General features: G+C 67.2%; 21 protein-coding genes and 1 pseudogene. 13 read left to right on the forward strand and 9 right to left on the reverse strand.

From position 1 onward, the window contains the following. Window positions 1–147: 147 nt before the first annotated feature. On the reverse strand, window positions 148–888 hold the full coding sequence (locus FHR73_RS01600; RefSeq protein WP_183629039.1) for a 4'-phosphopantetheinyl transferase: 741 nt from the start codon (window positions 886–888) through the stop codon (window positions 148–150). A 424-nt stretch (window positions 889–1,312) separates the two neighbouring features. On the opposite strand from FHR73_RS01600, the gene FHR73_RS01605 reads away from it, so the two are divergent. Further along, window positions 1,313–2,611: a dicarboxylate/amino acid:cation symporter gene (locus FHR73_RS01605; RefSeq protein ID WP_409258646.1), complete on the forward strand. Its 1,299-nt coding sequence runs from the start codon at window positions 1,313–1,315 to the stop codon at window positions 2,609–2,611. A gap of 443 nt (window positions 2,612–3,054) precedes the next feature. Here FHR73_RS01605 and FHR73_RS01610 read toward each other — a convergent pair whose 3' ends face one another. The 3 genes from FHR73_RS01610 to fabA all read right to left on the reverse strand — a co-directional run bounded on the left by FHR73_RS01610 (window position 3,055) and on the right by fabA (window position 6,269). Continuing rightward, entirely contained in the window at window positions 3,055–4,269 is a 1,215-nt protein-coding gene (locus FHR73_RS01610) for a sugar MFS transporter (protein WP_183629043.1), read from the reverse strand. A 255-nt stretch (window positions 4,270–4,524) separates the two neighbouring features. Further along, on the reverse strand, window positions 4,525–5,742 hold the full coding sequence (fabB, locus tag FHR73_RS01615) for a beta-ketoacyl-ACP synthase I (RefSeq protein ID WP_183629045.1): 1,218 nt from the start codon (window positions 5,740–5,742) through the stop codon (window positions 4,525–4,527). Between the two features lie 11 nt (window positions 5,743–5,753). Then, the gene (fabA, locus tag FHR73_RS01620) at window positions 5,754–6,269 is read right to left on the reverse strand and encodes a 3-hydroxyacyl-[acyl-carrier-protein] dehydratase FabA (protein ID WP_058761548.1); all 516 of its coding nucleotides are present in this window, start codon (window positions 6,267–6,269) and stop codon (window positions 5,754–5,756) included. A gap of 233 nt (window positions 6,270–6,502) precedes the next feature. Between fabA and FHR73_RS01625 the strand changes: the two genes are divergently transcribed. Genes FHR73_RS01625 through FHR73_RS01650 form a run of 6 tightly spaced genes read left to right on the forward strand, consistent with a single transcriptional unit; the run spans window position 6,503 to window position 10,501 of the window. Continuing rightward, window positions 6,503–7,525 (forward strand): NAD(P)H-dependent glycerol-3-phosphate dehydrogenase, encoded by a 1,023-nt coding sequence (locus tag FHR73_RS01625; protein WP_007160483.1) that lies wholly within the window; start codon window positions 6,503–6,505, stop codon window positions 7,523–7,525. A 31-nt stretch (window positions 7,526–7,556) separates the two neighbouring features. Then, window positions 7,557–7,856: a DUF4389 domain-containing protein gene (locus tag FHR73_RS01630; RefSeq protein ID WP_260175421.1), complete on the forward strand. Its 300-nt coding sequence runs from the start codon at window positions 7,557–7,559 to the stop codon at window positions 7,854–7,856. Continuing rightward, window positions 7,853–8,308 carry a phosphohistidine phosphatase SixA gene (gene sixA, locus FHR73_RS01635; RefSeq protein ID WP_183629047.1) on the forward strand — a complete coding sequence of 152 codons (456 nt, stop codon included), beginning with the start codon at window positions 7,853–7,855 and terminating at the stop codon, window positions 8,306–8,308. Before FHR73_RS01630 ends, sixA begins: the two co-directional genes overlap by 4 nt. A gap of 20 nt (window positions 8,309–8,328) precedes the next feature. Continuing rightward, window positions 8,329–8,766 carry a hotdog fold thioesterase gene (locus FHR73_RS01640; RefSeq protein WP_183629049.1) on the forward strand — a complete coding sequence of 146 codons (438 nt, stop codon included), beginning with the start codon at window positions 8,329–8,331 and terminating at the stop codon, window positions 8,764–8,766. Between the two features lie 37 nt (window positions 8,767–8,803). Further along, the gene (locus FHR73_RS01645) at window positions 8,804–9,685 is read left to right on the forward strand and encodes an alpha/beta fold hydrolase (protein WP_183629051.1); all 882 of its coding nucleotides are present in this window, start codon (window positions 8,804–8,806) and stop codon (window positions 9,683–9,685) included. Between the two features lie 6 nt (window positions 9,686–9,691). Continuing rightward, entirely contained in the window at window positions 9,692–10,501 is an 810-nt protein-coding gene (locus FHR73_RS01650) for a DUF4892 domain-containing protein (RefSeq protein ID WP_183629052.1), read from the forward strand. Here FHR73_RS01650 and FHR73_RS01655 read toward each other — a convergent pair. Next, complete coding sequence (locus FHR73_RS01655; RefSeq protein ID WP_260175425.1) at window positions 10,498–11,688, reverse strand: MFS transporter; 1,191 nt, start codon at window positions 11,686–11,688, stop codon at window positions 10,498–10,500. The genes FHR73_RS01650 and FHR73_RS01655 overlap by 4 nt on opposite strands. Before the next feature lie 344 nt (window positions 11,689–12,032). Between FHR73_RS01655 and selD the strand changes: the two genes are divergently transcribed. The 5 genes and pseudogenes from selD to FHR73_RS22660 all read left to right on the forward strand — a co-directional run bounded on the left by selD (window position 12,033) and on the right by FHR73_RS22660 (window position 16,637). Continuing rightward, window positions 12,033–13,067 (forward strand): selenide, water dikinase SelD, encoded by a 1,035-nt coding sequence (selD, locus tag FHR73_RS01660; protein ID WP_183629053.1) that lies wholly within the window; start codon window positions 12,033–12,035, stop codon window positions 13,065–13,067. Continuing rightward, window positions 13,067–14,167 (forward strand): tRNA 2-selenouridine(34) synthase MnmH, encoded by a 1,101-nt coding sequence (mnmH, locus tag FHR73_RS01665; RefSeq protein ID WP_183629055.1) that lies wholly within the window; start codon window positions 13,067–13,069, stop codon window positions 14,165–14,167. The genes selD and mnmH overlap by 1 nt, the downstream gene beginning before the upstream one ends. 78 nt (window positions 14,168–14,245) lie before the next feature. Continuing rightward, a complete protein-coding gene (locus tag FHR73_RS01670; RefSeq protein WP_183629057.1) occupies window positions 14,246–14,536 on the forward strand; it encodes a hypothetical protein in 291 nt (96 codons plus the stop codon). 1,027 nt (window positions 14,537–15,563) lie between these two features. Beyond that, window positions 15,564–15,752: pseudogene (locus tag FHR73_RS22655) on the forward strand (HAMP domain-containing protein); the annotation flags it as partial. Window positions 15,753–15,794: 42 nt separating this feature from the next. After that, window positions 15,795–16,637, forward strand: coding sequence for a methyl-accepting chemotaxis protein (locus tag FHR73_RS22660; protein WP_409258656.1), 843 nt, complete (start codon window positions 15,795–15,797; stop codon window positions 16,635–16,637). Window positions 16,638–16,646: 9 nt separating this feature from the next. Here the strand turns inward: FHR73_RS22660 and FHR73_RS01680 are convergent, their stop codons facing one another. From FHR73_RS01680 to FHR73_RS01695, 4 genes are read right to left on the reverse strand one after another with little or no spacing between them, the layout of a single operon-like run. Beyond that, on the reverse strand, window positions 16,647–17,381 hold the full coding sequence (locus FHR73_RS01680; protein ID WP_183629061.1) for a YciK family oxidoreductase: 735 nt from the start codon (window positions 17,379–17,381) through the stop codon (window positions 16,647–16,649). An 8-nt stretch (window positions 17,382–17,389) separates the two neighbouring features. After that, window positions 17,390–18,061 carry an N-acetylmuramic acid 6-phosphate phosphatase MupP gene (gene mupP, locus FHR73_RS01685; protein WP_183629063.1) on the reverse strand — a complete coding sequence of 224 codons (672 nt, stop codon included), beginning with the start codon at window positions 18,059–18,061 and terminating at the stop codon, window positions 17,390–17,392. A 3-nt stretch (window positions 18,062–18,064) separates the two neighbouring features. Continuing rightward, complete coding sequence (gene ubiG, locus FHR73_RS01690; protein ID WP_007160470.1) at window positions 18,065–18,763, reverse strand: bifunctional 2-polyprenyl-6-hydroxyphenol methylase/3-demethylubiquinol 3-O-methyltransferase UbiG; 699 nt, start codon at window positions 18,761–18,763, stop codon at window positions 18,065–18,067. 32 nt (window positions 18,764–18,795) lie between these two features. Next, window positions 18,796–20,121, reverse strand: a complete 1,326-nt coding sequence (locus tag FHR73_RS01695; RefSeq protein WP_183629065.1) for a TRZ/ATZ family hydrolase — start codon at window positions 20,119–20,121, stop codon at window positions 18,796–18,798. 118 nt (window positions 20,122–20,239) lie between these two features. Here FHR73_RS01695 and mtnA point away from each other — a divergent pair, with 118 nt between their 5' ends. After that, entirely contained in the window at window positions 20,240–21,313 is a 1,074-nt protein-coding gene (mtnA, locus tag FHR73_RS01700; RefSeq protein ID WP_183629067.1) for an S-methyl-5-thioribose-1-phosphate isomerase, read from the forward strand. Window positions 21,314–21,436 lie beyond the last annotated feature (123 nt).

Below are 21,436 nucleotides of genomic sequence, written 5' to 3' on the forward strand. Positions count from 1 at the left end.
CGAAAGCGTCAAGGGATATACCGGTTCGCTATGAGCATCTTCTCCACCATAAGAAAACGTTCGATGCCCGCTGCGACGTTCTGCCCCGGCAAGCGGCTGCGCACCTGATCGACAGGAGAAGGCTTCCTCTCTATATAGCGTCACCCCTCAGTGACGCGGCGCGACCAGCGTCAACAACCGATCTTCGTCGTCCAGGCGGAAGTGACCGCGTAGCGAGGTCCCGGCGGACCAGCGCGGTGACAGCTCGATCAGCAGACGGAGATCGAAGGTGCCGCTGGGATCCATGGCCAGGATCTCGGCGTCCTGGAAGAAGAACATCTGCCCGACCTGGGGATGCAGCGCCTTGAACAGACTCTCCTTGGCGGAAAACGCCAGGGTGATGGCAAAGGCCTGCTGCCTTTCGTCCAGCGGCTGCAGGCGTTCCCGTTCGGCCGGAGTGAGGATCTGCTCGGCCAGACGCAGGGCCTTGTCCGGTTCGAGCAGGGTTTCCACGTCCAGGCCGAGGCCCAGGTAGTCGCCTGCCTTGCCCACCACGGCGGCTGCCCAGCCATGGCTATGGGTGATGGCACCGACCCAGCCGGGAGGCCAGGCGGGGCCGCGGTCCGTAGGGCGATGGCCCGGTACGGCAGCGGTGCCGCTCAACTGGCGCAGGGCCTCGCGGGCGCAGAGGCGACCGGCCAGGTATTCGGCCTGGCGCTTGGCCACGGCGCGACGGATGTTGTCCGGCGGCAGGGCGCCAAGGCGCAGGGCGTCGCGCTCGAAGCTCACCTGGGCGGGATCGAAGCGGCAGTGCAGCAGGGCCAGGGCGCCGAGGTCCCCAGCCAGGGGCGGCAGCGGCTCGGGTGGCGTGCAGCAGCCGGGCAGGTCGGTGACGGGGAGGGCGGGCATTTCAGCCGACCACTCGGGCAGGACAGCAACGGATCACGACGGACTCCGATGAAAAGGCGCGCAAAGAATAGCCGACTACCGACTCCGGCTGGCGGAAAACCGCCTCGGGCCTGGGGGGATTTCCGCCGGTTTCCGTCGGATGGCGGGGTTCCGCCCACCGCTGGCAACTAGACTTTCGACTGAAAGATGCATGAAAGCTGGCCCTTTGATTGCGCACCCAGAAGTGGAACGGCGATTGCTTATATCCAGCCAGATACTGGTGTTACCGTCGCGCGGCCACCAGATCCACAACAAAAAGCTCTCAGGATGAGAGAGCCACTTTCAGTCAGTGCCCACTCAGACAGGACGTCAGGCAGTGGCCACAAGGGATCGAGCCATGACAGCAACCGTCGATACAACAACTACTACAGCTCCCGCGCCCAAAGTGCCCGTCAAGCAGCCGCTCTACAAGAGCCTGTACTTCCAGGTAATCCTGGCGATCGTCCTGGGTATTCTGCTCGGCCATTTCTATCCCCAGACCGGTGCTGCCATGAAGCCCCTGGGTGACGGCTTCATCAAGCTGATCAAGATGGTCATCGCGCCCATCATCTTCTGCACCGTGGTGACCGGTATCGCCGGCATGCAGAACATGAAGGCCGTGGGCAAGACCGGCGGCATGGCGCTGCTGTACTTCGAGATCTTCTCCACCATCGCGCTGCTGATCGGCCTGATCGTGGTCAACGTCGTCCAGCCCGGCGCCGGCATGAACGTCGACGTCAGCACCCTGGACACCAAGGGCATCGCTGCCTACGCCGCTGCCGCCGAGAAGCAGAGCACCATCGACTTCCTGCTGAACATCATCCCGTCGACGGTCGTCAACGCCTTCGCCACGGGTGAGATCCTGCAGGTCCTGTTCTTCGCCGTGCTGTTTGGCTACGCCCTGCATCGCCTGGGCGAGACCGGTCAGCTGGTGTTCAACTTCATCGACCGCATCTCCCACGTCTTCTTCAACATCATCAACGTCATCATGAAGCTCGCCCCCATCGGCGCCTTCGGTGCCATGGCGTTCACCATCGGCAAATACGGCGTCGGCACCCTGGTGCAGCTGGGCTACCTGATGGCCTGCTTCTACATCACCTGCCTGCTGTTCGTGCTGCTGGTGCTGGGCGCTGTGACGCGCATGCACGGCTTCAGCATCCTCAAGTTCATCAAGTACATCCGTGAAGAACTGCTGATCGTGCTGGGTACCTCGTCTTCCGAGTCCGCCCTGCCGCGCATGCTGACCAAGATGCAGAAGCTGGGCGCCGAGAAGTCGGTGGTTGGCCTGGTGATCCCCACCGGCTACTCCTTCAACCTCGACGGTACCGCCATCTACCTGACCATGGCCGCGGTGTTCATCGCCCAGGCCACCAATACCCAGATGGACATCACCCACCAGATCACCCTGCTGCTGGTGCTGCTGATCTCCTCCAAGGGCGCTGCGGGCGTCACCGGTAGCGGCTTCATCGTGCTGGCCGCCACCCTGTCCGCCGTCGGTCACGTACCGGTCGCCGGCCTGGCGCTGATCCTGGGTATCGACCGCTTCATGTCCGAAGCCCGCGCCCTGACCAACCTGGTCGGCAACGGCGTGGCCTCCATCGTGGTCGCCAAGTGGTGCGGCCAGCTGGACGAGCAGACCCTGAAGACCGAACTCGCTCGCGGCCCGAACGCCGTCGAAGTCGAGGAAGCTCGCCAGCCTGCCTGAGCCTGATGCGAGGGCCGCTCCTTGAGCGGTCCCTGCGGCAACGACGAGACGCCCGTATCGAGAGATACGGGCGTTTTCTTTTGCGCAGGATTCGGTGCGGGGAGGGCGTCGGTGGCGCGCCTGGCTGAGCGTGCCGGGCGGTTTATCGGCGGGGGCTCAGTTGACGGCCAGTTTGTTAGGGCGGCAGCTCCACCATGCAGCTGAGTGCCAGCCAGGCAGGCTATGGCGAAGGGCGGCAGGGCACCATGGTAGGTCTTGCGAGCGCTCTTTCGCCGAAGGGCTGGTTGGGGCTGAGGGACTGACGCCATGGGCGTCGGGCAGGCGCGTGCGGCCCACCAGGCAGGGTGGTCATAGCCGGGTTGTCGAGGAACAGGGATAGGGGGAGGAGCGGGTAACAGCAGGAGGGGTGAAGCGCTGGCAGGCCGCCAGCGCTTCGGGGTGGATCAGCGACGCAGGGTGGGGCGATAGCCCATCACGCCGTAGAACAGGATGTAGAGGTAGCAGGCCAGCGGGATCAGGAAGGAAGGCAGCAGGCCGATGGTGTCGGCGAAGTAGCCCTGGATGGCCGGCACCAGCGCGCCACCGACGATACCCATGCACAGCAGGCCCGAACCCTTGGAGGTGAACTTGCCCAGGCCCTTGAGTGCCAGGGAGAAGATCGTCGGGAACATGATGGAGTTGAAGAAGCCGATGGCCAGCAGCGCCCACATGGCGACCTTGCCACCCTGCAGCACGGCGATGGCCAGCAATACGCCGATGGCGATGGCGTTGAAGGTCAGCACCAGGTTCGGCCGCACCTTGGTCATGATCACGCCGCCGATGAAGCGACCGATCATGGCGCCACCCCAGTACAGCGACAGGTACTTGGCGGCGGTGGCGGCGTTCAGGCCGGCCACGTCCGGGCTTTCCATCAGGCTCACCAGGTAGCTGCCGATGGAGACTTCCGCGCCCACGTACATGAAGATGCCGACCACGCCGAGCAGCAGGTGGCGATAGGCCCAGACGCTGCTGGCGGTCAGGGCGTTCTCGTCGGTGGTGTTGTCCTGTTCGGTGTCCTTGATCTGCGGCAGGCGGAAGAGGCCGATGATCACCGCCAGGGCGACCAGCATGCCGGCCAGGATCAGGTAGGGCAGCTGCACCGAGTGGGCGGCGGAGTCTTCACCGACCAGCGCCAGGATGGTCACCGCGCCCACCAGCGGGCCGACGGTGGTACCCAGGGAGTTGAAGGCCTGGGTCAGGTTGAGGCGCGAGGCCGCGGTTTCCGGCTTGCCGAGGATGGTGACATAGGGATTCGCCGCCACCTGCAGCACGGTGATACCGGCCGCCAGCACGAACAGGGCGGTCAGGAAGAAGCCGTAGGACTGGGCTCCGGCCGCTGGGTAGAACAGCACGCAACCGACGCCGGCGGTGAGCAGGCCAACGATGATGCCCTTCTTGTAGCCCAGGCTTTCCACCAGGCGACCCGCTGGGAAGGACACGATGAAATAGGCGGTGAAGAAGCAGAACTGGATCAGCGAGGCCTGCAGGTAGCTGAGGGTGAAGACCGCCTTGAGGTGGGGAATGAGGATGTCGTTCAGCGAGGTGATCAGACCCCACATGAAGAACAGCATGGTGAGGACGATCAAGGGTCCGCGGTAGCTCTGGTTTTGATTGTGCATTGGGGCTCCATGGGTACTACAGTTTCTTGTTTCTGTCCGGCCTGGCCAGACAGCGCTGTCTATGGCGGCTGCGCAGACACGGCGAAGCGGCGCGAGATTAAGCTATTCACGCTGCTGAATCCATTCTTCCTAGAGGTTCGCAGGCGAAGTGCCGGCGCCTTCGACCGCGGGGCTGGTGACCGGTTCAGCCGGGCAGGGAGCAGAAATGAAAAACGGCGCCAGAGGCGCCGTTTGGGTCACACAAGCGAGGCGCTATCAGCCCTGCCAGCGCTTCAGGACCAGAGTGGCGTTGGTGCCGCCAAAGCCGAAGCTGTTGCTCATGACGAGGTCCAGCTTGGCGTCTTCTCTGGTCTCGCGCAGGATCGGCAGGTCGGCGACCTCCGGATCCAGCTCGTCGATGTTGGCCGAGCCGGCGATGAAGTTGCCTTCCATCATCAGCATGCAGTAGATGGCCTCGTGCACACCGGCTGCGCCCAGGGAGTGACCCGACAGGCTCTTGGTGGAGCTGATGGCCGGAGCCTTGTCGCCGAACACGGCGCGCACGCCCTTGATCTCGGCCACGTCGCCCACCGGGGTGGAGGTGCCGTGGGTGTTCAGGTAGTCGATCTCGCCATCGACGGTGGACAGCGCCTGCTGCATGCAGCGGATGGCGCCTTCGCCACTCGGGGCGACCATGTCGTAGCCATCGGACGTCGCGCCGTAGCCGACGATCTCGGCGTAGATCTTGGCGCCACGGGCCAGGGCGTGTTCGAGTTCCTCGACCACCACCATGCCGCCGCCGCCGGCGATGACGAAACCGTCACGCTTGCTGTCGTAGGCACGGGACGCCTTTTCCGGCGTCTCGTTGTAGTCGCTGGAAAGCGCGCCCATGGCATCGAACAGCATGCTCTGGCTCCAGTGCTCTTCCTCGCCGCCGCCGGCGAAGACGACGTCCTGCTTGCCGAGCTGGATCTGCTCCATGGCCAGGCCGATGCAGTGGGCGCTGGTGGCGCAGGCCGAGGCTACGGAGTAGTTCAGGCCCTTGATCTTGAAGGGGGTGGCCAGGCAGGCGGAAACCGTGCTGCTCATGGTCCGGGTCACGCGGTAGGGACCGACGCGCTTGACGCCCTTCTCGCGCAGGATATCCAGGGCTTCCATCTGGTTGAAGGTGGAAGCGCCACCGGAACCGGCGATCAGGCCGGTACGGGGATTGGAGACCTGGTCTTCGGACAGGCCGGAGTCCTTGATCGCCTGCTCCATCGCCAGATAGGCGTAGGCAGCGGCATCGCCGACGAAGCGCTTGACCTTGCGGTCGATCAATTCTTCGAGGTTCAGGTCGATGGAACCGGAAACCTGACTGCGCAGACCCATCTCGGCATATTCCGGATTGTGACGGATGCCGGCACGGCCTGCGCGCAGGTTGGCGGAAACGGTGTCTTTATCATTGCCCAGGCACGAAACGATACCCAGACCGGTAATGACGACGCGACGCATGCGAAAAGCCCTTAGAAGCTATCGGTGGAAGTGAACAGGCCAACGCGCAGACCTTCGGCGGAGTAGATCTCGCGGCCGTCCACGCTAACGGTGCCATCGGCGATGGCGAGAATCAGCGACCTGTTGATGGTGCGTTTGATATGGATATTGTAGGTGACCTTCTTGGCGGTCGGCAGTACCTGGCCGAAGAACTTCACTTCGCCAGAGCCCAGGGCGCGACCGCGACCCGGATTGCCCTGCCAGCCAAGGTAGAAACCGACCAGCTGCCACATGGCATCCAGGCCCAGGCAGCCCGGCATCACCGGATCACCTTCGAAATGGCAGCCGAAAAACCAGAGGTCGGGACGGATATCGAGTTCCGCCACCAGTTCGCCCTTGCCGTATTTCCCGCCTACCTCACTGATATGCACGATCCGATCGATCATCAGCATGTTCGGTGCGGGCAATTGGGCATTGCCCGGACCGAAGAGCTCGCCACGGCTGCAGCGCAGCAAGTCTTCGTAGGTAAAGGCGTGTTGTTTGGTCATGCAAGCTCCTGTAGCTGGCCTAGGTCCAGGCTCTGGCGACTCCAATGGTCGCTCTGGGTATGGCTTCGTGTAGCAGTAGACTGCCGGGGCATGGGGAAAGTCACAGGCCAGCGCCCCGCTCGTTAACGGACCATTGTGCACTTTCCGCAGTCAATTCTCCATCCTGGGCCGCGCGAGCGGCTACCGTATACTGGCGACGAGGCCGCGCGATCGCGGTGAAGCCGAGAGTTTCGATGACAGTCCAATCCCCCATCGCCGTCCTGGGCGGCGGCAGTTTCGGTACCGCCCTGGCCAATCTGGTCGCCGAGAACGGGCTGCCGGTGCGCCTGTGGATGCGTGATCCGCAACAGGCCGAGACCATTCGTCGCGAGCGCGAGAATCCGCGCTATCTGAAGGGCATCAAGGTGCACGCCGCGGTCGAGGCCACCAGCGACCTGCAGGGTGCCATCCAGGGCTGCGAACTGATCCTGGTGGCGCTGCCGTCGAGCGCGCTGCGCCAGGCGCTGGCGCCCATCGCCCAGCAACTGGAAGGGCGCTTTCTGGTCAGCACCACCAAGGGCATCGAGGCGCATTCCTTCATGCTGATGAGCGAGATCCTCGCGGAAATCGTGCCGCGGGCACGCATCGGCATCATCTCCGGGCCCAACCTTGCCCGCGAGATCGCCGAGCACCAGCTCACCGCCACCGTGGTGGCCAGCGAGGACGAAGAGGTCTGTCGGCGGGTCCAGGCGGCGCTGCACGGTCGCACCTTCCGCGTCTATGCCAGCGCCGACCGCCTCGGCGTGGAGCTGGCCGGTGCCCTGAAGAACGTCTACGCCATCATCGCCGGCATGGCCGCGGCCCTGGCGATGGGCGAGAACACCCGCAGCATGCTGATCACCCGGGCCCTGGCCGAGATGACCCGCTTCGCCGTGCAGCGTGGCGCCAATCCCATCACCTACCTGGGCCTGGCCGGGGTAGGGGACCTGATCGTGACCTGCTCGTCGGAGAAGAGCCGCAACTACCGGGTGGGCCATGCCCTCGGCCGAGGACTGACCCTGGACGAGGCGGTGGCGCAGATCGGCGAGACCGCCGAGGGCGTCAACACCCTGCGCGTGCTCAAGGAAAAAGCGGATGAGCTGGGCGTCTACATGCCCCTGGTCAACGGCCTCTATGCGATCCTGTTCGAGGGTCGCAGCCTGGGCCAGGTGATCGAGGCCCTGATGGGCGGCGAGCCTAAGACCGATGTCGATGTGGCGGACGCCCCTTTTAACTGAGCCGCTACACTGTCTGAAAAGAGGAATTCCCATGTCTCAACCCGAGCATTCCCGCGAGCTACTGGGCCTGCGCCTGATCTGGATGCTGCTGTTCCTGTTCGTCTGGCTGGGTGCGCAGTACGTGCTGGCGGGGGTGGTGCTGGTGCAACTGGTGGTGCGCCTGATCAAGGGCGAGGCCAACCCCGGGCTGATCGCCTTCGGCGCCGCCCTGGGCGCCTATCTGGCGCAGATCGTCCGCTTTGGCACCTTTGCCAGCGAAGTGAAGCCTTGGCCCTTCGCCGACTGGCCGGCCACCGAGCAACCCGACGACCGCTCCGCCACCGCGCCATGAAACTCTGGCTGCTGCGGCATGGCGAAGCCGAGGCGCGGGCGCCGAGCGACGAGGTGCGCGAACTGACCGCGGCCGGGCGCGCCGAGGTGTTGCGCAGCGCCCTACAGCTCAAGGATGCGCAGCTGCAGCTCATCCTGGCCAGTCCCTACGTCAGGGCGCAGCAGACGGCGGCCCTGGTCCGGCAGCAACTGGGCTGGCCGGGCGAGGTGCGCAGCGTCTCCTGGGCCACGCCCGACGGCGAGCCGGAGCGCGCCCTGGCGGAACTGGCGCGGCTGGAGGTGGAGGAGCTGTTGCTGGTCACCCACAACCCCTTCGTCGGTGAACTGGCCGGCTGGTTGCTGCACGGTCATCGGCAGGCACCGGTGGCCATGGGCACCGCCTCCCTGCTATGCCTGGAAGCACCGCTGCCCCTGGCCGGCGGTTTCGATCTGGTCAGTCGCTTCCACGGCTGACGCCCTTGCAAGGAAAGTACATGAGCATCTGGCAGACCCTTCCGGATCCCAAGGACCTCGCGCAAGCGCTCGAGAACACCCTGGCCGAACACCTGGACATGCGTATCGAAGCCTGGGACGACAGCAGCCTGACCGCCAGCATGGTGGTCGACCGCCGCACCCATCAGCCCATGGGACTGCTGCATGGCGGCGCCTCGGTGGCCCTGGCGGAAACTGTGGGGTCGATCGCCAGCATGCTCTGCGTGGATCGCTCGCGCTTCTATTGCGTGGGTCAGGAAATCAATGCCAACCACCTGCGCGGCGTCCGCTCCGGGCGGGTGACGGCGGTGGCTCGGCCCCTGCACCTGGGGCGCAGCAGCCATGTCTGGGACATCCGCCTGAGCGATGAGGAGGGGCGCCTGACCTGCGTCTCGCGCCTGACCGTGGCCGTGGTGCCGCTGCAACGGGACGCCTCCTAGCCATGGCCAGCGTCTGGCTGGCAGGCGAGGCCGGCATATGACCGCCCAGGTGCAGGAACTGCGCCTGGAGTTGCCCCATATCGAGCTGAGCGCCCGGGTCTTCGGCCCGGAAGATGGCTATCCGGTGCTGGCGCTGCACGGCTGGCTCGACAATGCCATGACCTTTGCCCAACTCGCCCCGCGGCTGCGCGGGCTGCGTATCGTCGCCCTGGATCTGCCCGGGCATGGCCTGTCGGCACATCGCCCCGCCGGTGTCGGCTATGCCATCCAGGACTATGGGCTGGACGTGCTCGCCGCCGCCCGGCAACTGGGCTGGAACCGCTTCGGCCTGCTCGGGCATTCCATGGGCGCCATCGTTGGCGTCATCGCCGCCGCCGCCCTGCCGGAGCAGATCGAGCGCCTGGCGCTGATCGATGGACTGCTGCCCTACACCACGCCCGCGGCGGAGGTCGCCGAGAAGCTGGGCAAGGCCCTGCTCGCCGAACTGGAATTGCCCAATCGGCGCAAGCCGGTTTACCCCACGGTGGAAGACGCCGTCGCGGCGCGGTTGAAGGGCGCCCTGACGGTCAGTCGCGAAGCCGCCGAGTTGCTTGCCGAGCGCGGCCTGATGGCGGTACCCGGCGGCTATACCTGGCGCTCCGATCCACGCTTGCGCCTGCCCAGCCGGATTCGCTTCACGCCGGAACAGGCCGCCGCCTGCCTGAGGGCCGTACGCTGCCCGACGGCCCTGGTGGTGGCCGCGGGCGGCCTCGTGGCGCCCCATGCCGAGGCCATGCGCCTGGCGCGGGAGCAGCCGAACCTTCGTCTTCATGAACTGCCCGGCGGGCACCATCTGCATCTGGACGATGCCGCGGGCGCCCAGGCCGTCGCAGATTGTTTCAATGCCTTCTTTGCCGCCGGCACCGGGCGCGGCGAATAATGCGGCATGCCTAGCCGTCCGTTGTGCTCGCGTTCCCCCTCCGTTCGACGCCTTCTGCTGATCGGCCTGCTGCTGTCCGCCGGGCTGGTGCAGGCGGAGGTATTGCCGGAGATCGCGCCCATGGATCATGCCCAGCTCGTGCGCGAAAGCGCACCGGCCAGCGCCGAACGCCTCTATCCGCTGGGACCGGTCAGTCGCATTGGCGGTCGTCTGCGCCTGGAGGACTCGCTGCAGGTGGAGGGCCAGCTGCAAACCCAGACCTTCGAACTGGCCAGCGGTCATCCGCCGCTGGCGCGGCTGGACAGCGAACGGCAGCGCCTGCAGCAGCAGGGCGCGACGCTGCTCTACTGGTGCGAGGGACGCGATTGCGGCGCCAGCAATGTCATCGCCAACAGCCTGTTGGGCGAGGCCATGCTCTATGGGCCGGATGATCAGCAGGGGCTGCTGGTGCTGCAACTGGCGGAGCCGCAGACGGTGCTGACGCTCTATGGCATCACCCGTGGCAATCGTCGCGGCTACCTGCATGCCGAGCGGCTGCAGGCCGGCCAACCCCTGCCTGAACTGTTGCCGAGCGCTGCCACCCTGCTCAAGGAGTTGCAGCGCGACGGCCAGCTGCTCTTGCCCGCCCTGGAGCGGGCGCCGGAGCAACCCTGGATCGCCCGCCTCGCGGCGGCCCTGGCGCTCAACGGCGATGTGGCGGTGACCCTCGGCGGCGACCAGGCCACGGCCTGGCAGAGCGCCCTGCGCGAGGCGGGGATCCGCGCGCCGCGGCTGCAGACCGAGGCCGGCCGGGCCGCCGGGCTCTATCGCCGCTAGACGTCGTTGACGTAGCGGGTGCGTCCCGCACCCAGGCCGAACAGCGTGGCCAGCACCGCGATCAGGGTAAAGAGCACGCCCATGGGCGCCCAGCCGTGGGTGGCGTCGTGGATGATGCCCACCAGCAGCGGACCAAGCGAGGCCAGGCTGTAGCCCGCACCCTGGGCCATGCCCGACAGCCGTCCGGCGGTTTCCGCATCCTGCGAACGCAGCACCAGCAGGGCGAGCGCCAGGCTGAAGGTACCGCCCTGGCCCAGGCCGAGTATCACCGCCCACAGCCAGAGACTGCCGACGGGGGCGTAGAGGCAGCCGAGCAAGCCGGCGAGGGTCAGGCTCATCACCACCACGATGGCCAGGCGCTGGTCCTGGCCGCGGGTCGCCAGCCAGGGGGCGGTGAGGGCGCTGACCAGCTGGGTCATCACCGAGCCCGACAGCATCAGGCCGGCCTGCACCATGCCCAGGCCGCGATCCATCAGCAGGGTGGGCAGCCAGCCGAAGACGATATAGGCCAGCGACGACTGCAAGCCCATGTAGAGGGTGATCTGCCAGGCCAGCCGATTGCGCCACAACGAACCCCCAGCCCCCCGCGCCGGCGCGGTCGTGGGCGCCTGGCGCAGCTGTGGCAGCCAGATCACCAGCGCGATCACGGCGACCAGTGCCCAGGCGGCGAGGGCGGGCTGCCAGTGGCCGTCGAAGGCTTCGGCAAGGGGCGCGGTGGCCCCGGCGGCCACGGCGGCGCCGATGCACAGCATCATGGTGTAGAGCCCCATCAGCTGGCCGGCCTGGGCGGGAAAATCGCGTTTGACCAGGGCTGGCAGCAGGACGCCGAGGATGCCGATGCAGGCGCCGGCGATCAGGCTGCCGAGAAACAGTCCCAGGGGCGGCAGCAGGCTGCGCAGGACGATGCCACAGGCGAGCAGCGCCAGGATGGCGCCCAGGGTCCGTTCGCTGCCCCAGCGGCGGGCCAGGCGCGGGGCCAGGGGGGCGAACAGCCCCAGGCAGAGTACCGGCAGGGTGGTGAGCAGGCCGATGGCGCTGCTGGACAGGCCCGTGCTGGCTTCGATCTGCCGCAGCAGGGGCGCCAGGCTGGAGAGCGCCGGGCGCAGGTTGAGGGCGATGAGCATGAGGCTGGCGAGCAGCAGGCCGCGTTGCCAGGGCGTGAGGTGGGAAGTCGCTGGAGAAGACATGAGCGCCGCTATGACAGGGGGAAACCGGCAATGCTAGCGCACCCTGGCCATAACGCACGGCGCTTCCGTTCGCTACCCTTCAACGGGAAAAAATAGTTGGCGGATCGGCTAAAAAATCGCCAGTTCGTCCATCGCCGCACCGCCGCTCGCTTGTCCGGGGTCGGCTGGAGGTTTTCCACGAGGTTATCCACAGCAACTGTGGATTACCGCCAGAAAACAGCCCTTTTGCTTTGGCTGGTGATCTGTTAGGCGCGGCTAGCCCCCGCCCCCGGACAGGCATTTGCTACTATTACGCCCCTTCGCGCTGGCTGTCGAACCAGCGCCACCGCTGAACCGGAGTAACGATGACCGATCCCATTCGCCTCACCCAATACAGCCACGGCGCCGGTTGTGGTTGCAAGATCGCCCCTAAGACCCTGGAGACCATCCTGGCCGGCAGCGGCGCCCAGCACCTGGATCCGCGGCTGTGGGTGGGCAATGCCTCGCGCGACGATGCGGCGGTCTATGGCCTGGACGTCGAACGCGGGGTGGTCTCCACCACCGACTTCTTCATGCCCATCGTCGATGATCCCTTCGATTTCGGCCGCATCGCCGCCACCAATGCCATCAGCGACATCTACGCCATGGGCGGCGATCCGCTGCTGGCCATCGCCATCCTCGGCTGGCCGGTCAACGTGCTGCCGCCGGAAGTGGCGCGCGAGGTCATCGCCGGGGGGCGGCGGGTCTGCGACGAGGCCGGCATTCCGCTGGCCGGCGGTCACTCCATCGACGCCCCCGAGCCGATCTTCGGCCTGGCCGTCACCGGGATCGTGGAAAAGCGCCATCTCAAGCGCAACGACACCGCGACCCTGGGCAGCCGCCTCTATCTGACCAAGCCGCTGGGCATCGGCATCCTCACCACCGCCGAGAAGCGCGCCCTGCTGCGTCCCGAGGATCGCCATCTGGCGCGCGACACCATGTGCCAGCTCAATCGTCCCGGCAGTCGCTTCGGCCGCCTGGCCGGCGTCACGGCGATGACCGACGTCACCGGCTTCGGGCTGCTCGGCCACCTCGTGGAGATGGCCGACGGCAGTGGCCTCACCGCCGAACTCGACTTCGCCGCCATTCCCCGTCTCGAAGGCGTGGATTTCTATCTGCAGCAGGGCTGCGTGCCCGGCGGGACCGAGCGCAACTTCGACAGCTACGGCAGCCGCATCGCCCCGCTGGCCGAAGGCCGCCGGCAGCTGCTGTGCGATCCCCAGACCAGTGGCGGCCTGCTGGTGGCCGTGGCGCCGGAAGGCGAGGCGGAATTTCTCGCCGTCGCCGCGGAGCTGGGCCTGGCCCTGCAACCCATAGGGCAGCTGGTGGACCGGCGCGCCCATGCGGTCGAGGTGGCCTGATGAGCCAGCGTGAGGATGCCCGCGATCTGCAGGCGCTGTTCCTGAGCGATATCCCCCTGGTCGATGTCCGGGCGCCCGTGGAATTCACCAAGGGCGCCTTTCCCCAAGCGACCAATCTGCCGCTGATGAACGACCTGGAACGCCAGCGGGTCGGCACCCGCTACAAGCAGCAGGGCCAGCAGGCGGCGCTGCAATTGGGTCATCAGCTGGTGTCCGGTGCGGTGAAGGAGGCGCGCATCCAGGCCTGGGCCGACTTCGCCCGGATGCATCCCGAGGGCTATCTCTATTGCTTCCGCGGCGGCTTGCGCTCGCAGATCAGCCAGGAATGGCTGCGCAGCGAAGCCGGCATCGCCTATCCGCGGGTGGTGGGTGGCTACAAGGCCATGCGCACCTTCCTCGTCGATACCCTGCAGCAGGCGCTCGCCGAGTGCGGCTTCGTGGTGGTGGGTGGCATGACCGGCACCGGCAAGACCGAAGTGGTGGCCCAGCTGGACAACGCCGTCGATCTCGAAGGCCATGCCAACCACCGCGGCTCCAGCTTCGGCAAGCGCGCCACGCCGCAGCCGGGGCAGATCGATTTCGAGAACAGCCTGGCCATCGACCTGCTGCGGCGCCGCCATGCGGGGCAGGCGCAATTCGTGCTGGAAGACGAGTCGCGCCTGGTCGGTCGCTGCTCCCTGCCGCTGGAATTGCACCAGGGCATGCAGCAGTACCCCCTGGTCTGGCTGGAGGACAGCCGGGAAAACCGCATCGAGCGCATCCTGCGCGACTATGTCATCGACCTGGCGGCGGAATTCATCGGCCTGCACGGCCCCGAGCAGGGCTTCGCGCTGTTCGCCGAGCAGTTGCGCAAGAGTCTTTCCGGCATCGCCAAGCGTCTGGGCGGTGAACGCTTCCAGCGGCTCTCGACCATTCTCGAGGACGCCCTGGCGGAACAGGAGCGCTCGGGCGACGTCGCGGCCCATCGTGGCTGGATCGAGGGACTGCTGGCGGAATACTACGACCCCATGTACGCCTACCAGCGCGAGAGCAAGGCCTCCCGGGTGATCTTCAGTGGCGATCAGGCCGCAGTGGTCGAATTTCTGCGCAACCGGCGCTGAACAGCATCCGCGGTTGGCGGTCTACGCTGCGGTTATCCGGCCGTTCCGGCCGGCTGCAGGTCGCAAGGAGACAAAGAGATGAAAGCGAAACTGGTTCCTGTCCTGGTCGCCACCCTGGCTGCCGTGGTACTCGCAGGCTGTTCGGGCAAGGTGGTCAATCGCGACAGCTGCGCCGCCCAGACCCGTTCCGCCTGGCAGGAGCTCGACCTGGCCAAGGCCGAAGGCTTTTCCGGTACGGTGAGCTATTCCAAGGCGCTGGCGCTGCTGTCCACCGCCAAGACGCAACAGCAGGTCGAGGCCTACACCGGCTGCGTGAAGAATGCCGAAAAGGCCAGCTTCTATATCCGCGAGTCCCGCGCCGGTCGTTGATCGGTCGTGCGGCGGGCAAACGGCCGCCATCCAAAGCGACGTCGGCATAACCGCGTGCGACGGATAGCGGTCCGTTAGCCCCCAGCCCCTCAAGAATCGGCTTCTGCGGACGACAGCGTCGGTAGAACTCATTCCGTCGGGGTGTCGTATGAAAGGGATTGCCCGCTATCGCCTGGCCAATTGGCGAACCGCGACCAAACTGGCCGTGGGCTTTGGCCTGGTGCTGCTGCTGACCCTGGTGGTGGCCTTGCAGGGCGGACTCGCGCTCAAGGACGTGGAGCATCGTTTCGGCTCCCTGCGCGACATGGCCGCGATCAACCGGCAGGTGATGCAGGTCCGGGCCCTGGAGCAGGGTTTTCGCCTCAGCGGCGAGGCCGCCCAGGCCGAGCACCTGCGGCAGGCGCTGCCGGGGGTGCTCGATCACCTGGGGCAACTCGCGGCCGAGGTGGGCAGTGTCAACGCGGCCGATATCGACGCCGCCCGCGCGGCCACCCAGGCCTATGGCGCCGCCTTCGCCGATTATGAACGCCTCAACACCTCACGCCGTCTGGCCATGGAAGGGGCGGCCTTCCTGGTGGAGGGCGCGGCCAACAGCCTGGACATCCTCCAGTCCGGCCTGCTGGACGACGGCGCCTATGCCCTCAAGGACTCCGGCGGCAAGCAGGGCGCCGAACTCCTGACCCTGTCGCAGCAGGTCGGCGAACTCTATCGCCTGATGCTCAAGAGCCTCGACGAAGCCCAGGCGCGGGCGAGCAAGAGCACGGTGGACGACCAGCCGCTGCCCTCGGCCAGCGCTGCCCTCGAGTTGCTGGCCAAGGTGGAGCCGCAACTGGGCGATCCGGCCTATTCCTCGGTCATCCAGGACGTCTCCACCAATATCAAGGAATTCATCCGCCGCCTGGGCGACTATGCCGCCGCCCTGGCCCAGGAGCAGGCCGCCGGCGCGCGCATGACCAGCCTGGCCGAGACCGCCGTGCAGCGGGTCGATGCCCTCTACGGCCAACAGGAAGCCGAACTGCAGGCGATGATGACCAAGCGCCTGCTGACCATTGGTGGCGTGGCCCTGCTGGCGCTGATCGTCGGCACCCTGGCCGCGCTGATCATCACCCTGGCCATCGTCCGGCCGCTGCGCAAGGTGATCGCCGCTGCCGAACGCATCGCCCAGGGCCAGCTGGATGTCGAATTGACGGTGGATCGGGGTGACGAGATCGGCCAGCTGCAGCGCTCCAGCGCCAGCATGGTGGCGGCGCTGCGCGGCATGGTCCTGCAGTTGCAGAGCGGTATCGGTCGGCTCGGCCAGTCCGCGGCCGCCCTGGCCGAGCAGGCGCGCGAGGCGCAGCTGGGCGTGACCCGCCAGCGTGAGGAAACCGATCAGGTGGCCGCGGCCATGGCCGAACTGGCCGCCACCGCCCAGGGTGTCGCCACGGACGCCGAGGCCGCTGCCGGGGCCGGCGATCAGGCCGAACACCAGGTCAGCGATGGCCAGGCGGTGATCGGCCGCAGCCTGGCCGGTATCGAGACCCTGGGAGTGGACGTCCGCGCGGCTGCCGAGCGGCTCCAGGGCGTGTCCCATGACAGCCAGGCGATCAGCAGCGTGCTCGACGTGATCAAGGCGGTGGCCGAGCAGACCAATCTGCTGGCGCTCAACGCCGCCATCGAGGCAGCGCGCGCCGGTGAACAGGGGCGCGGCTTCGCCGTGGTCGCCGACGAGGTCCGGGCCCTGGCGCGCCGTACCCAGCAGTCGAGCGTCGAGATCGAACAACTCATCGTGGTGTTGCAGAAGGGCAGTGGCGAGGCGGTCGCGCGGATGCAGCAGAGCGAGACCCTGCTGGCCGGGACCCTGGGCAGTGCCGGCGACACCCGGCGCGCCTTCGCCGGCATCGCCACGGCGGTGGCCAGCATCCAGCAGAAGAATCAGCAGATCGCCGCGGCGGCGGTACAGCAGCGCGGGGTGGCCGAAGAGGTCGCGGTCAATGTCACACGCATTCGCGACGGCGCCGATCAATCCAGTCAGGCGATGGCAGCGACGGCCTCGGCCAGCCGCGAGCTGGCCGAGCTGGGCGACGAACTCTCGCGCCTGGTGCAGCGCTTCCACGTCTGACCAGACCTGTTACTGGGCGTTGAGCGCCTGGCCGGTGGTGCCCTGGCTGGCCGGGCCGAGCAGATAGAGATAGACCGGCAGGATGGCGTCCGCCGCGGGCACCCGCGCCGGATCCTCCTCGGGATAGGCCGCCGCGCGCATGGCGGTGCGGGTACCGCCCGGGTTGACGCTGTTGACCCGGATACCGGCTTCTCCAAGCTCCTCGGCCCAGACCTGCATCAGGCCCTCGGTGGCGAACTTGGACACCGAATAGGCGCCCCAGCCGGCCCGGCCCTTGCGACCGACACTGCTGGACGTGAAGATCACCGAGGCCGCGCCGGCAGCCTTGAGCAGCGGCAGCAGGGCCTGGGTCAGGGCGAAGCCGGCCTGGACATTGACCTGCAGCACCTGCGCCAGGGCCGCGGCGGGCGTCTGCTCCAGCAGCACCCGCGGTCCCAGCAGGCCGGCGTTGTGCACCAGTCCATCCAGGCGACCATGACGTCGCTGCAGGTCTTCGGCGACGGCGGCATAGGCCGCCGCATCGGCCTGTTCGAGATCCAGCACCAGGGTCTCGGCCCTACCGCCGCTGGCCTGGATCTCCTGGCGCACCTGCTCCAGCCCCGCGCCATCGCGACCCTGGAGGATGACGCTGGCGCCCAGCGCGGCGCAGCCCTTGGCCAGGGCCGCGCCGATGCCGCGATTGGCGCCGGTGATGAGGATGACACGGTCTCTGAGCAGCTCGGCCGGAGCCTCGTAGTCGAACATCTGAACCCCTAGCAGCCGCACAGCGCGCGATCGAGCAGCGCACGCAATTCCAGCGGATGGTCGACGATGGCGTCGGCACCCCAATGCTCGGGGTGGTCGTCCGGATGGATGTAGCCGTAGCGCGCCGCCACCGTCTTGCTGCCGGCGGCGCGGCCCGACTCGATGTCGCGCAGGTCGTCGCCGATGAACAGGGCGGTCTGGGGATCGACAGCCAGTTGCCGGCAGGCCAGCAGCACCATCTCCGGGTCCGGCTTGCTGTGCGTGACGTGGTCCGGGCAGACCAGGCAGGCCGAGCGCTCGGCCAGGCCCAGGCGCTGCATGATGGGCTCGGCGAAGCGCACCGGCTTGTTGGTCACCACGCCCCAGCGCAGCCGGGCGGCGTCGAGATCGCGCAGGATCTCCGCCATGCCGTCGAACAGCCGGGTATGGATCGCGCACTGCGTCTGGTAGCGCTCGAGGAATTCCAGGCGCAGCGGTTCGAGTTCGGCGCCCAGCGGATCGACCCCGAAGCCGGCCAGGATCATCGCCTTGGCACCGCCGGAGATGACGCCGCGCAGGCGGGCCTCGTCGGCCAGTGCCAGGCCCTGGTCCTGGCGCATGGCCTGGATGATGGCGATGAAGTCCGGCGCCGTGTCCAGCAGGGTGCCGTCCATGTCGAAGAGGACCGCTTGCAGACGCATGGCCTAGTCCTCGCGCTGGGTGCGCACCATGTAGTTCACCGTCACGTCGCCTTCCAGCTTGTATCTCTTGGTCAGCGGGTTGTAGGTGAGACCGATGACGTCGCGCAGATTGAGGCCGGCCGCACGGGCCCAGGCACCCAGCTCCGAGGGGCGGATGAACTTGCGGAAGTCGTGGGTGCCGCGCGGCAGCAGGCGCAGCACGTATTCCGCGCCGACGATGGCGAACAGATAGGCCTTGGGATTGCGGTTGATGGTCGAGAAGAACACCTGACCGCCCGGCTTGACCAGGTCGTGGCAGGCCTTGATCACCGAGGAGGGATCCGGCACGTGCTCGAGCATCTCCAGGCAGGTCACCACGTCATAGGTGCCGGCATGCTTGCGCGCGTGGTCCTCGGTGGTCTCCTGGATGTATTCCACCGGCACGCCGGATTCCAGCTGGTGCAGCCGGGCCACTGCCAGGGGCGCCTCGGCCATGTCGATGCCGGTCACCTGGGCACCGCGCTGAGCCATGGCCTCGCTGAGGATGCCGCCACCGCAGCCGACGTCCAGCACCTTCTTGCCGGCCAGCCCGGCGTGCTGGTCGATCCAGTTGACGCGCAGCGGGTTGATGTCGTGCAGCGGCTTGAATTCGCTCTCGCGATCCCACCAGCGGTAGGCGAGGGCCTCGAACTTGGCGATCTCGGCGTTATCGACGTTGGACATGGTGTTCTCCAGAGGCAAGGGAGCGGGGCGCGTCAGGCGCCCTGCTGGATACGGGTGGCCCACTGCTGCGCATTGGCTATGAGTTCGGCCTCGTCCAGGCGCACGAGTTCGCTCTGGCGCAGCAGCGGCACGCCCCCGACCCAGACGTCGCTGACGCGATCGCGGCCGGTGGCGTAGATGAGTTGCGAGACGGGGTCGTAGAGCGGCTGCTGGGCGAGACCGCTGAGGTCGACGGCGGTCAGGTCGGCCGCCTTGCCGACTTCCAGCGAACCCAGGCAGCGCTCCAGGCCCAGGGCGCGGGCGCCGTTCAGGGTCGCCATGCGCAATGCGCGGTGGGCATCCAGGGCGGTGGCCGAGCCGGCGACGGCCTTGGCCAGCAGGGCCGCGGTACGGGTCTCGCCGAGCAGATCGAGGTCGTTGTTGCTGGCCGCGCCGTCGGTGCCGATGGCGACGTTGACGCCGGCCTGCCAGAGGCGCTCGACCGGGCAGAAGCCGCTGGCCAGCTTGAGATTGGACTCGGGGCTGTGGATGACGTGGCTGTTGGTCTCGACCAGATTTTCCAGGTCCTCGTCGTCCACCTGGGTCATGTGCACGGCCTGGAAGCGCGGTCCGAGCAGGCCCAGGCGGCGCAGCCGGCTGAGCGGCCGCTCGCCGGTCTGCTGCAGGGCCTGCTCCACCTCGAAGGCGGTCTCGTGCACGTGCATCTGGATCGGTGCCTGCAACTGCTCGGCCAGCACCAGGATCTCTTCGAGCTTGGCATCGGCCACGGTATAGGGCGCATGGGGGCCGAAGGCCACGCTGATGCGCTCGTGCAGCTTCATGTCGTCGAACAGTTCCAGGCCGCGGCGGATCATGTCGTCGGCGGTACGGGCGCCGGGAATCGGGAAATCGAGGATCGGCAGGCAGACCTGGGCGCGCACGCCGGTGCGATGGATCGCCTCGCAGGCCACCTGGGGATAGAAGTACATGTCCGAGAAGCAGGTGATGCCGCCACGGATCTGCTCGGCGATGGCCAGGGTGGTGCCGTCACGGACGAAGTCCTCGTCGACCCAGCGCCCTTCGGCGGGCCAGATGTGATCCTGCAGCCAGGTCTGCAGCGGCAGGTCGTCGGCCATGCCGCGAAACAGCGTCATGGCGGCATGGCCGTGGGCATTGATCAGCCCGGGGATCAGCATCTTGCCCGGCAGCTCCAGGGTTTCCTTGGCCGGCTGGCGGAGGGCCTCGCTGCGCGGCGCGAGCAGGGCGATGCAGCCGTCGCGGACGCCCAGGGCGTAATCGCGCAGGACCACTCCGGCAGGCTCCACCGGTACGATCCAGCTGGGGAGCAACAAGAGGTCCAGGGGCGCGGGGGTGGGCATCTGCGGCGGTTCCAAGAAGGGCGAGCCGGCAGTATAGCGGTCCTTGCGGCGCTACCGCTAAATCCGCACGCCGATGCCGGTATACTGACGGGCTACAGATTCAGGTCGAGGAGAGATCATGCGAGAGCGTCTGCTGGCGGCGGAAAAGATCAAGGCGATCGAATGGCGGGACGGTGCCCTGCACCTGCTCGACCAGCGCCTGTTGCCGCTGCGCGAACACTGGGTCGCCTGTCACAGCGCCGCCGAGGTGGCCCAGGCCATCCGCGACATGCTGGTGCGCGGTGCCCCGGCCATCGGCATCAGCGCCGCCTATGGCGTGGTGCTGGGGGCCCGTCAGCGCCATGCGGCGGGCGAGGACTGGCAAGCCACCGTCAGTGCCGACTTCGAACTGCTGGCGGCCTCGCGGCCCACCGCGGTCAATCTGTTCTGGGCGCTCAACCGGATGCGCGAGCGCCTGACGCGGGCGGCCGGGGAGGGCGCCCTGGCGGCGCTGGAAGCCGAGGCGGTGGCCATCCACCTGAGCGATCGCGAAGCCAACCTGACCATGGCCCAACTGGGCGTCGAGCTGATCCGCAAGCACGATGCCAGCAAGCAGACCTTCCTTACCCACTGCAACACCGGCGCCCTGGCCACCGGCGGCTTCGGCACCGCCCTGGGCGTGTTGCGCGCGGCGCACCTGGACGGCCTGGTGGAATGCGTCCATGCCGACGAGACCCGCCCCTGGCTGCAGGGCTCGCGCCTGACCGCCTGGGAACTGGCCGGGGAGGGCATCCCGGTCAGCCTCAATGCCGATGCCGCCGCGGCGCACCTGATGAAGACGCGCAATGTCGCCTGGGTGATCGTCGGCGCCGATCGCATCACCGCCAATGGCGACGTGGCCAACAAGATCGGCACCTACAACCTGGCGGTCATCGCCATGCACCACGGCGTGCGCTTCATGGTGGTGGCGCCCAGCTCCACCATCGACATGAATCTTGCGTCCGGTGACGACATCCCCATCGAGGAACGCGCCGGTCACGAGTTGCTGGAAGTGGGTGGGCAGCGCATCGCCGCCGGCGTGGAGGCCTTCAATCCGGTGTTCGACGTCACCCCGGCCGATCTCATCGACGCCATCGTCACCGAGCGCGGTGTGGTGGAGCGTCCGGACGCCAAGAAGATGGCCGAGCTGATGAATCGCCGACGCCTGCATTGAGGTGATCGCCAGGGGCGGATACATCCCTGAATGTGTTAGAATTTCGCTCTTTGCACAGGCTTTGTCCGAAAGCCCTCGGCAGGCGGTGATGCAGTGCCGAAAACCGGTTGGAGCGCCCCTTGC

The sequence above is a fragment of the Pseudomonas sp. AS2.8 genome, from assembly GCF_014190935.1.
In the GTDB taxonomy this organism is placed as follows: Bacteria; Pseudomonadota; Gammaproteobacteria; order Pseudomonadales; family Pseudomonadaceae; genus Chryseomonas.

Excerpts from the sequence above, each read along its gene's own strand:
- FHR73_RS01645 (WP_183629051.1), top strand. The coding sequence starts at position 8,804 with ATGACCGCCCAGGTGCAGGAACTGCGCCTGGAGTTGCCCCATATCGAG.
- FHR73_RS01600 (WP_183629039.1), bottom strand. The coding sequence starts at position 888 with ATGCCCGCCCTCCCCGTCACCGACCTGCCCGGCTGCTGCACGCCACCC.
- FHR73_RS01670 (WP_183629057.1), top strand. The coding sequence starts at position 14,246 with ATGAAAGCGAAACTGGTTCCTGTCCTGGTCGCCACCCTGGCTGCCGTG.
- fabA (WP_058761548.1), bottom strand. The coding sequence starts at position 6,269 with ATGACCAAACAACACGCCTTTACCTACGAAGACTTGCTGCGCTGCAGC.
- FHR73_RS01655 (WP_260175425.1), bottom strand. The coding sequence starts at position 11,688 with ATGTCTTCTCCAGCGACTTCCCACCTCACGCCCTGGCAACGCGGCCTG.
- mnmH (WP_183629055.1), top strand. The coding sequence starts at position 13,067 with ATGAGCCAGCGTGAGGATGCCCGCGATCTGCAGGCGCTGTTCCTGAGC.
- FHR73_RS22660 (WP_409258656.1), top strand. The coding sequence starts at position 15,795 with ATGGTCCTGCAGTTGCAGAGCGGTATCGGTCGGCTCGGCCAGTCCGCG.
- FHR73_RS01680 (WP_183629061.1), bottom strand. The coding sequence starts at position 17,381 with ATGTTCGACTACGAGGCTCCGGCCGAGCTGCTCAGAGACCGTGTCATC.
- sixA (WP_183629047.1), top strand. The coding sequence starts at position 7,853 with ATGAAACTCTGGCTGCTGCGGCATGGCGAAGCCGAGGCGCGGGCGCCG.
- FHR73_RS01625 (WP_007160483.1), top strand. The coding sequence starts at position 6,503 with ATGACAGTCCAATCCCCCATCGCCGTCCTGGGCGGCGGCAGTTTCGGT.
- fabB (WP_183629045.1), bottom strand. The coding sequence starts at position 5,742 with ATGCGTCGCGTCGTCATTACCGGTCTGGGTATCGTTTCGTGCCTGGGC.
- FHR73_RS01640 (WP_183629049.1), top strand. The coding sequence starts at position 8,329 with ATGAGCATCTGGCAGACCCTTCCGGATCCCAAGGACCTCGCGCAAGCG.
- mtnA (WP_183629067.1), top strand. The coding sequence starts at position 20,240 with ATGCGAGAGCGTCTGCTGGCGGCGGAAAAGATCAAGGCGATCGAATGG.
- selD (WP_183629053.1), top strand. The coding sequence starts at position 12,033 with ATGACCGATCCCATTCGCCTCACCCAATACAGCCACGGCGCCGGTTGT.
- FHR73_RS01650 (WP_183629052.1), top strand. The coding sequence starts at position 9,692 with ATGCCTAGCCGTCCGTTGTGCTCGCGTTCCCCCTCCGTTCGACGCCTT.
- FHR73_RS01695 (WP_183629065.1), bottom strand. The coding sequence starts at position 20,121 with ATGCCCACCCCCGCGCCCCTGGACCTCTTGTTGCTCCCCAGCTGGATC.
- FHR73_RS01610 (WP_183629043.1), bottom strand. The coding sequence starts at position 4,269 with ATGCACAATCAAAACCAGAGCTACCGCGGACCCTTGATCGTCCTCACC.
- ubiG (WP_007160470.1), bottom strand. The coding sequence starts at position 18,763 with ATGTCCAACGTCGATAACGCCGAGATCGCCAAGTTCGAGGCCCTCGCC.
- FHR73_RS01630 (WP_260175421.1), top strand. The coding sequence starts at position 7,557 with ATGTCTCAACCCGAGCATTCCCGCGAGCTACTGGGCCTGCGCCTGATC.
- mupP (WP_183629063.1), bottom strand. The coding sequence starts at position 18,061 with ATGCGTCTGCAAGCGGTCCTCTTCGACATGGACGGCACCCTGCTGGAC.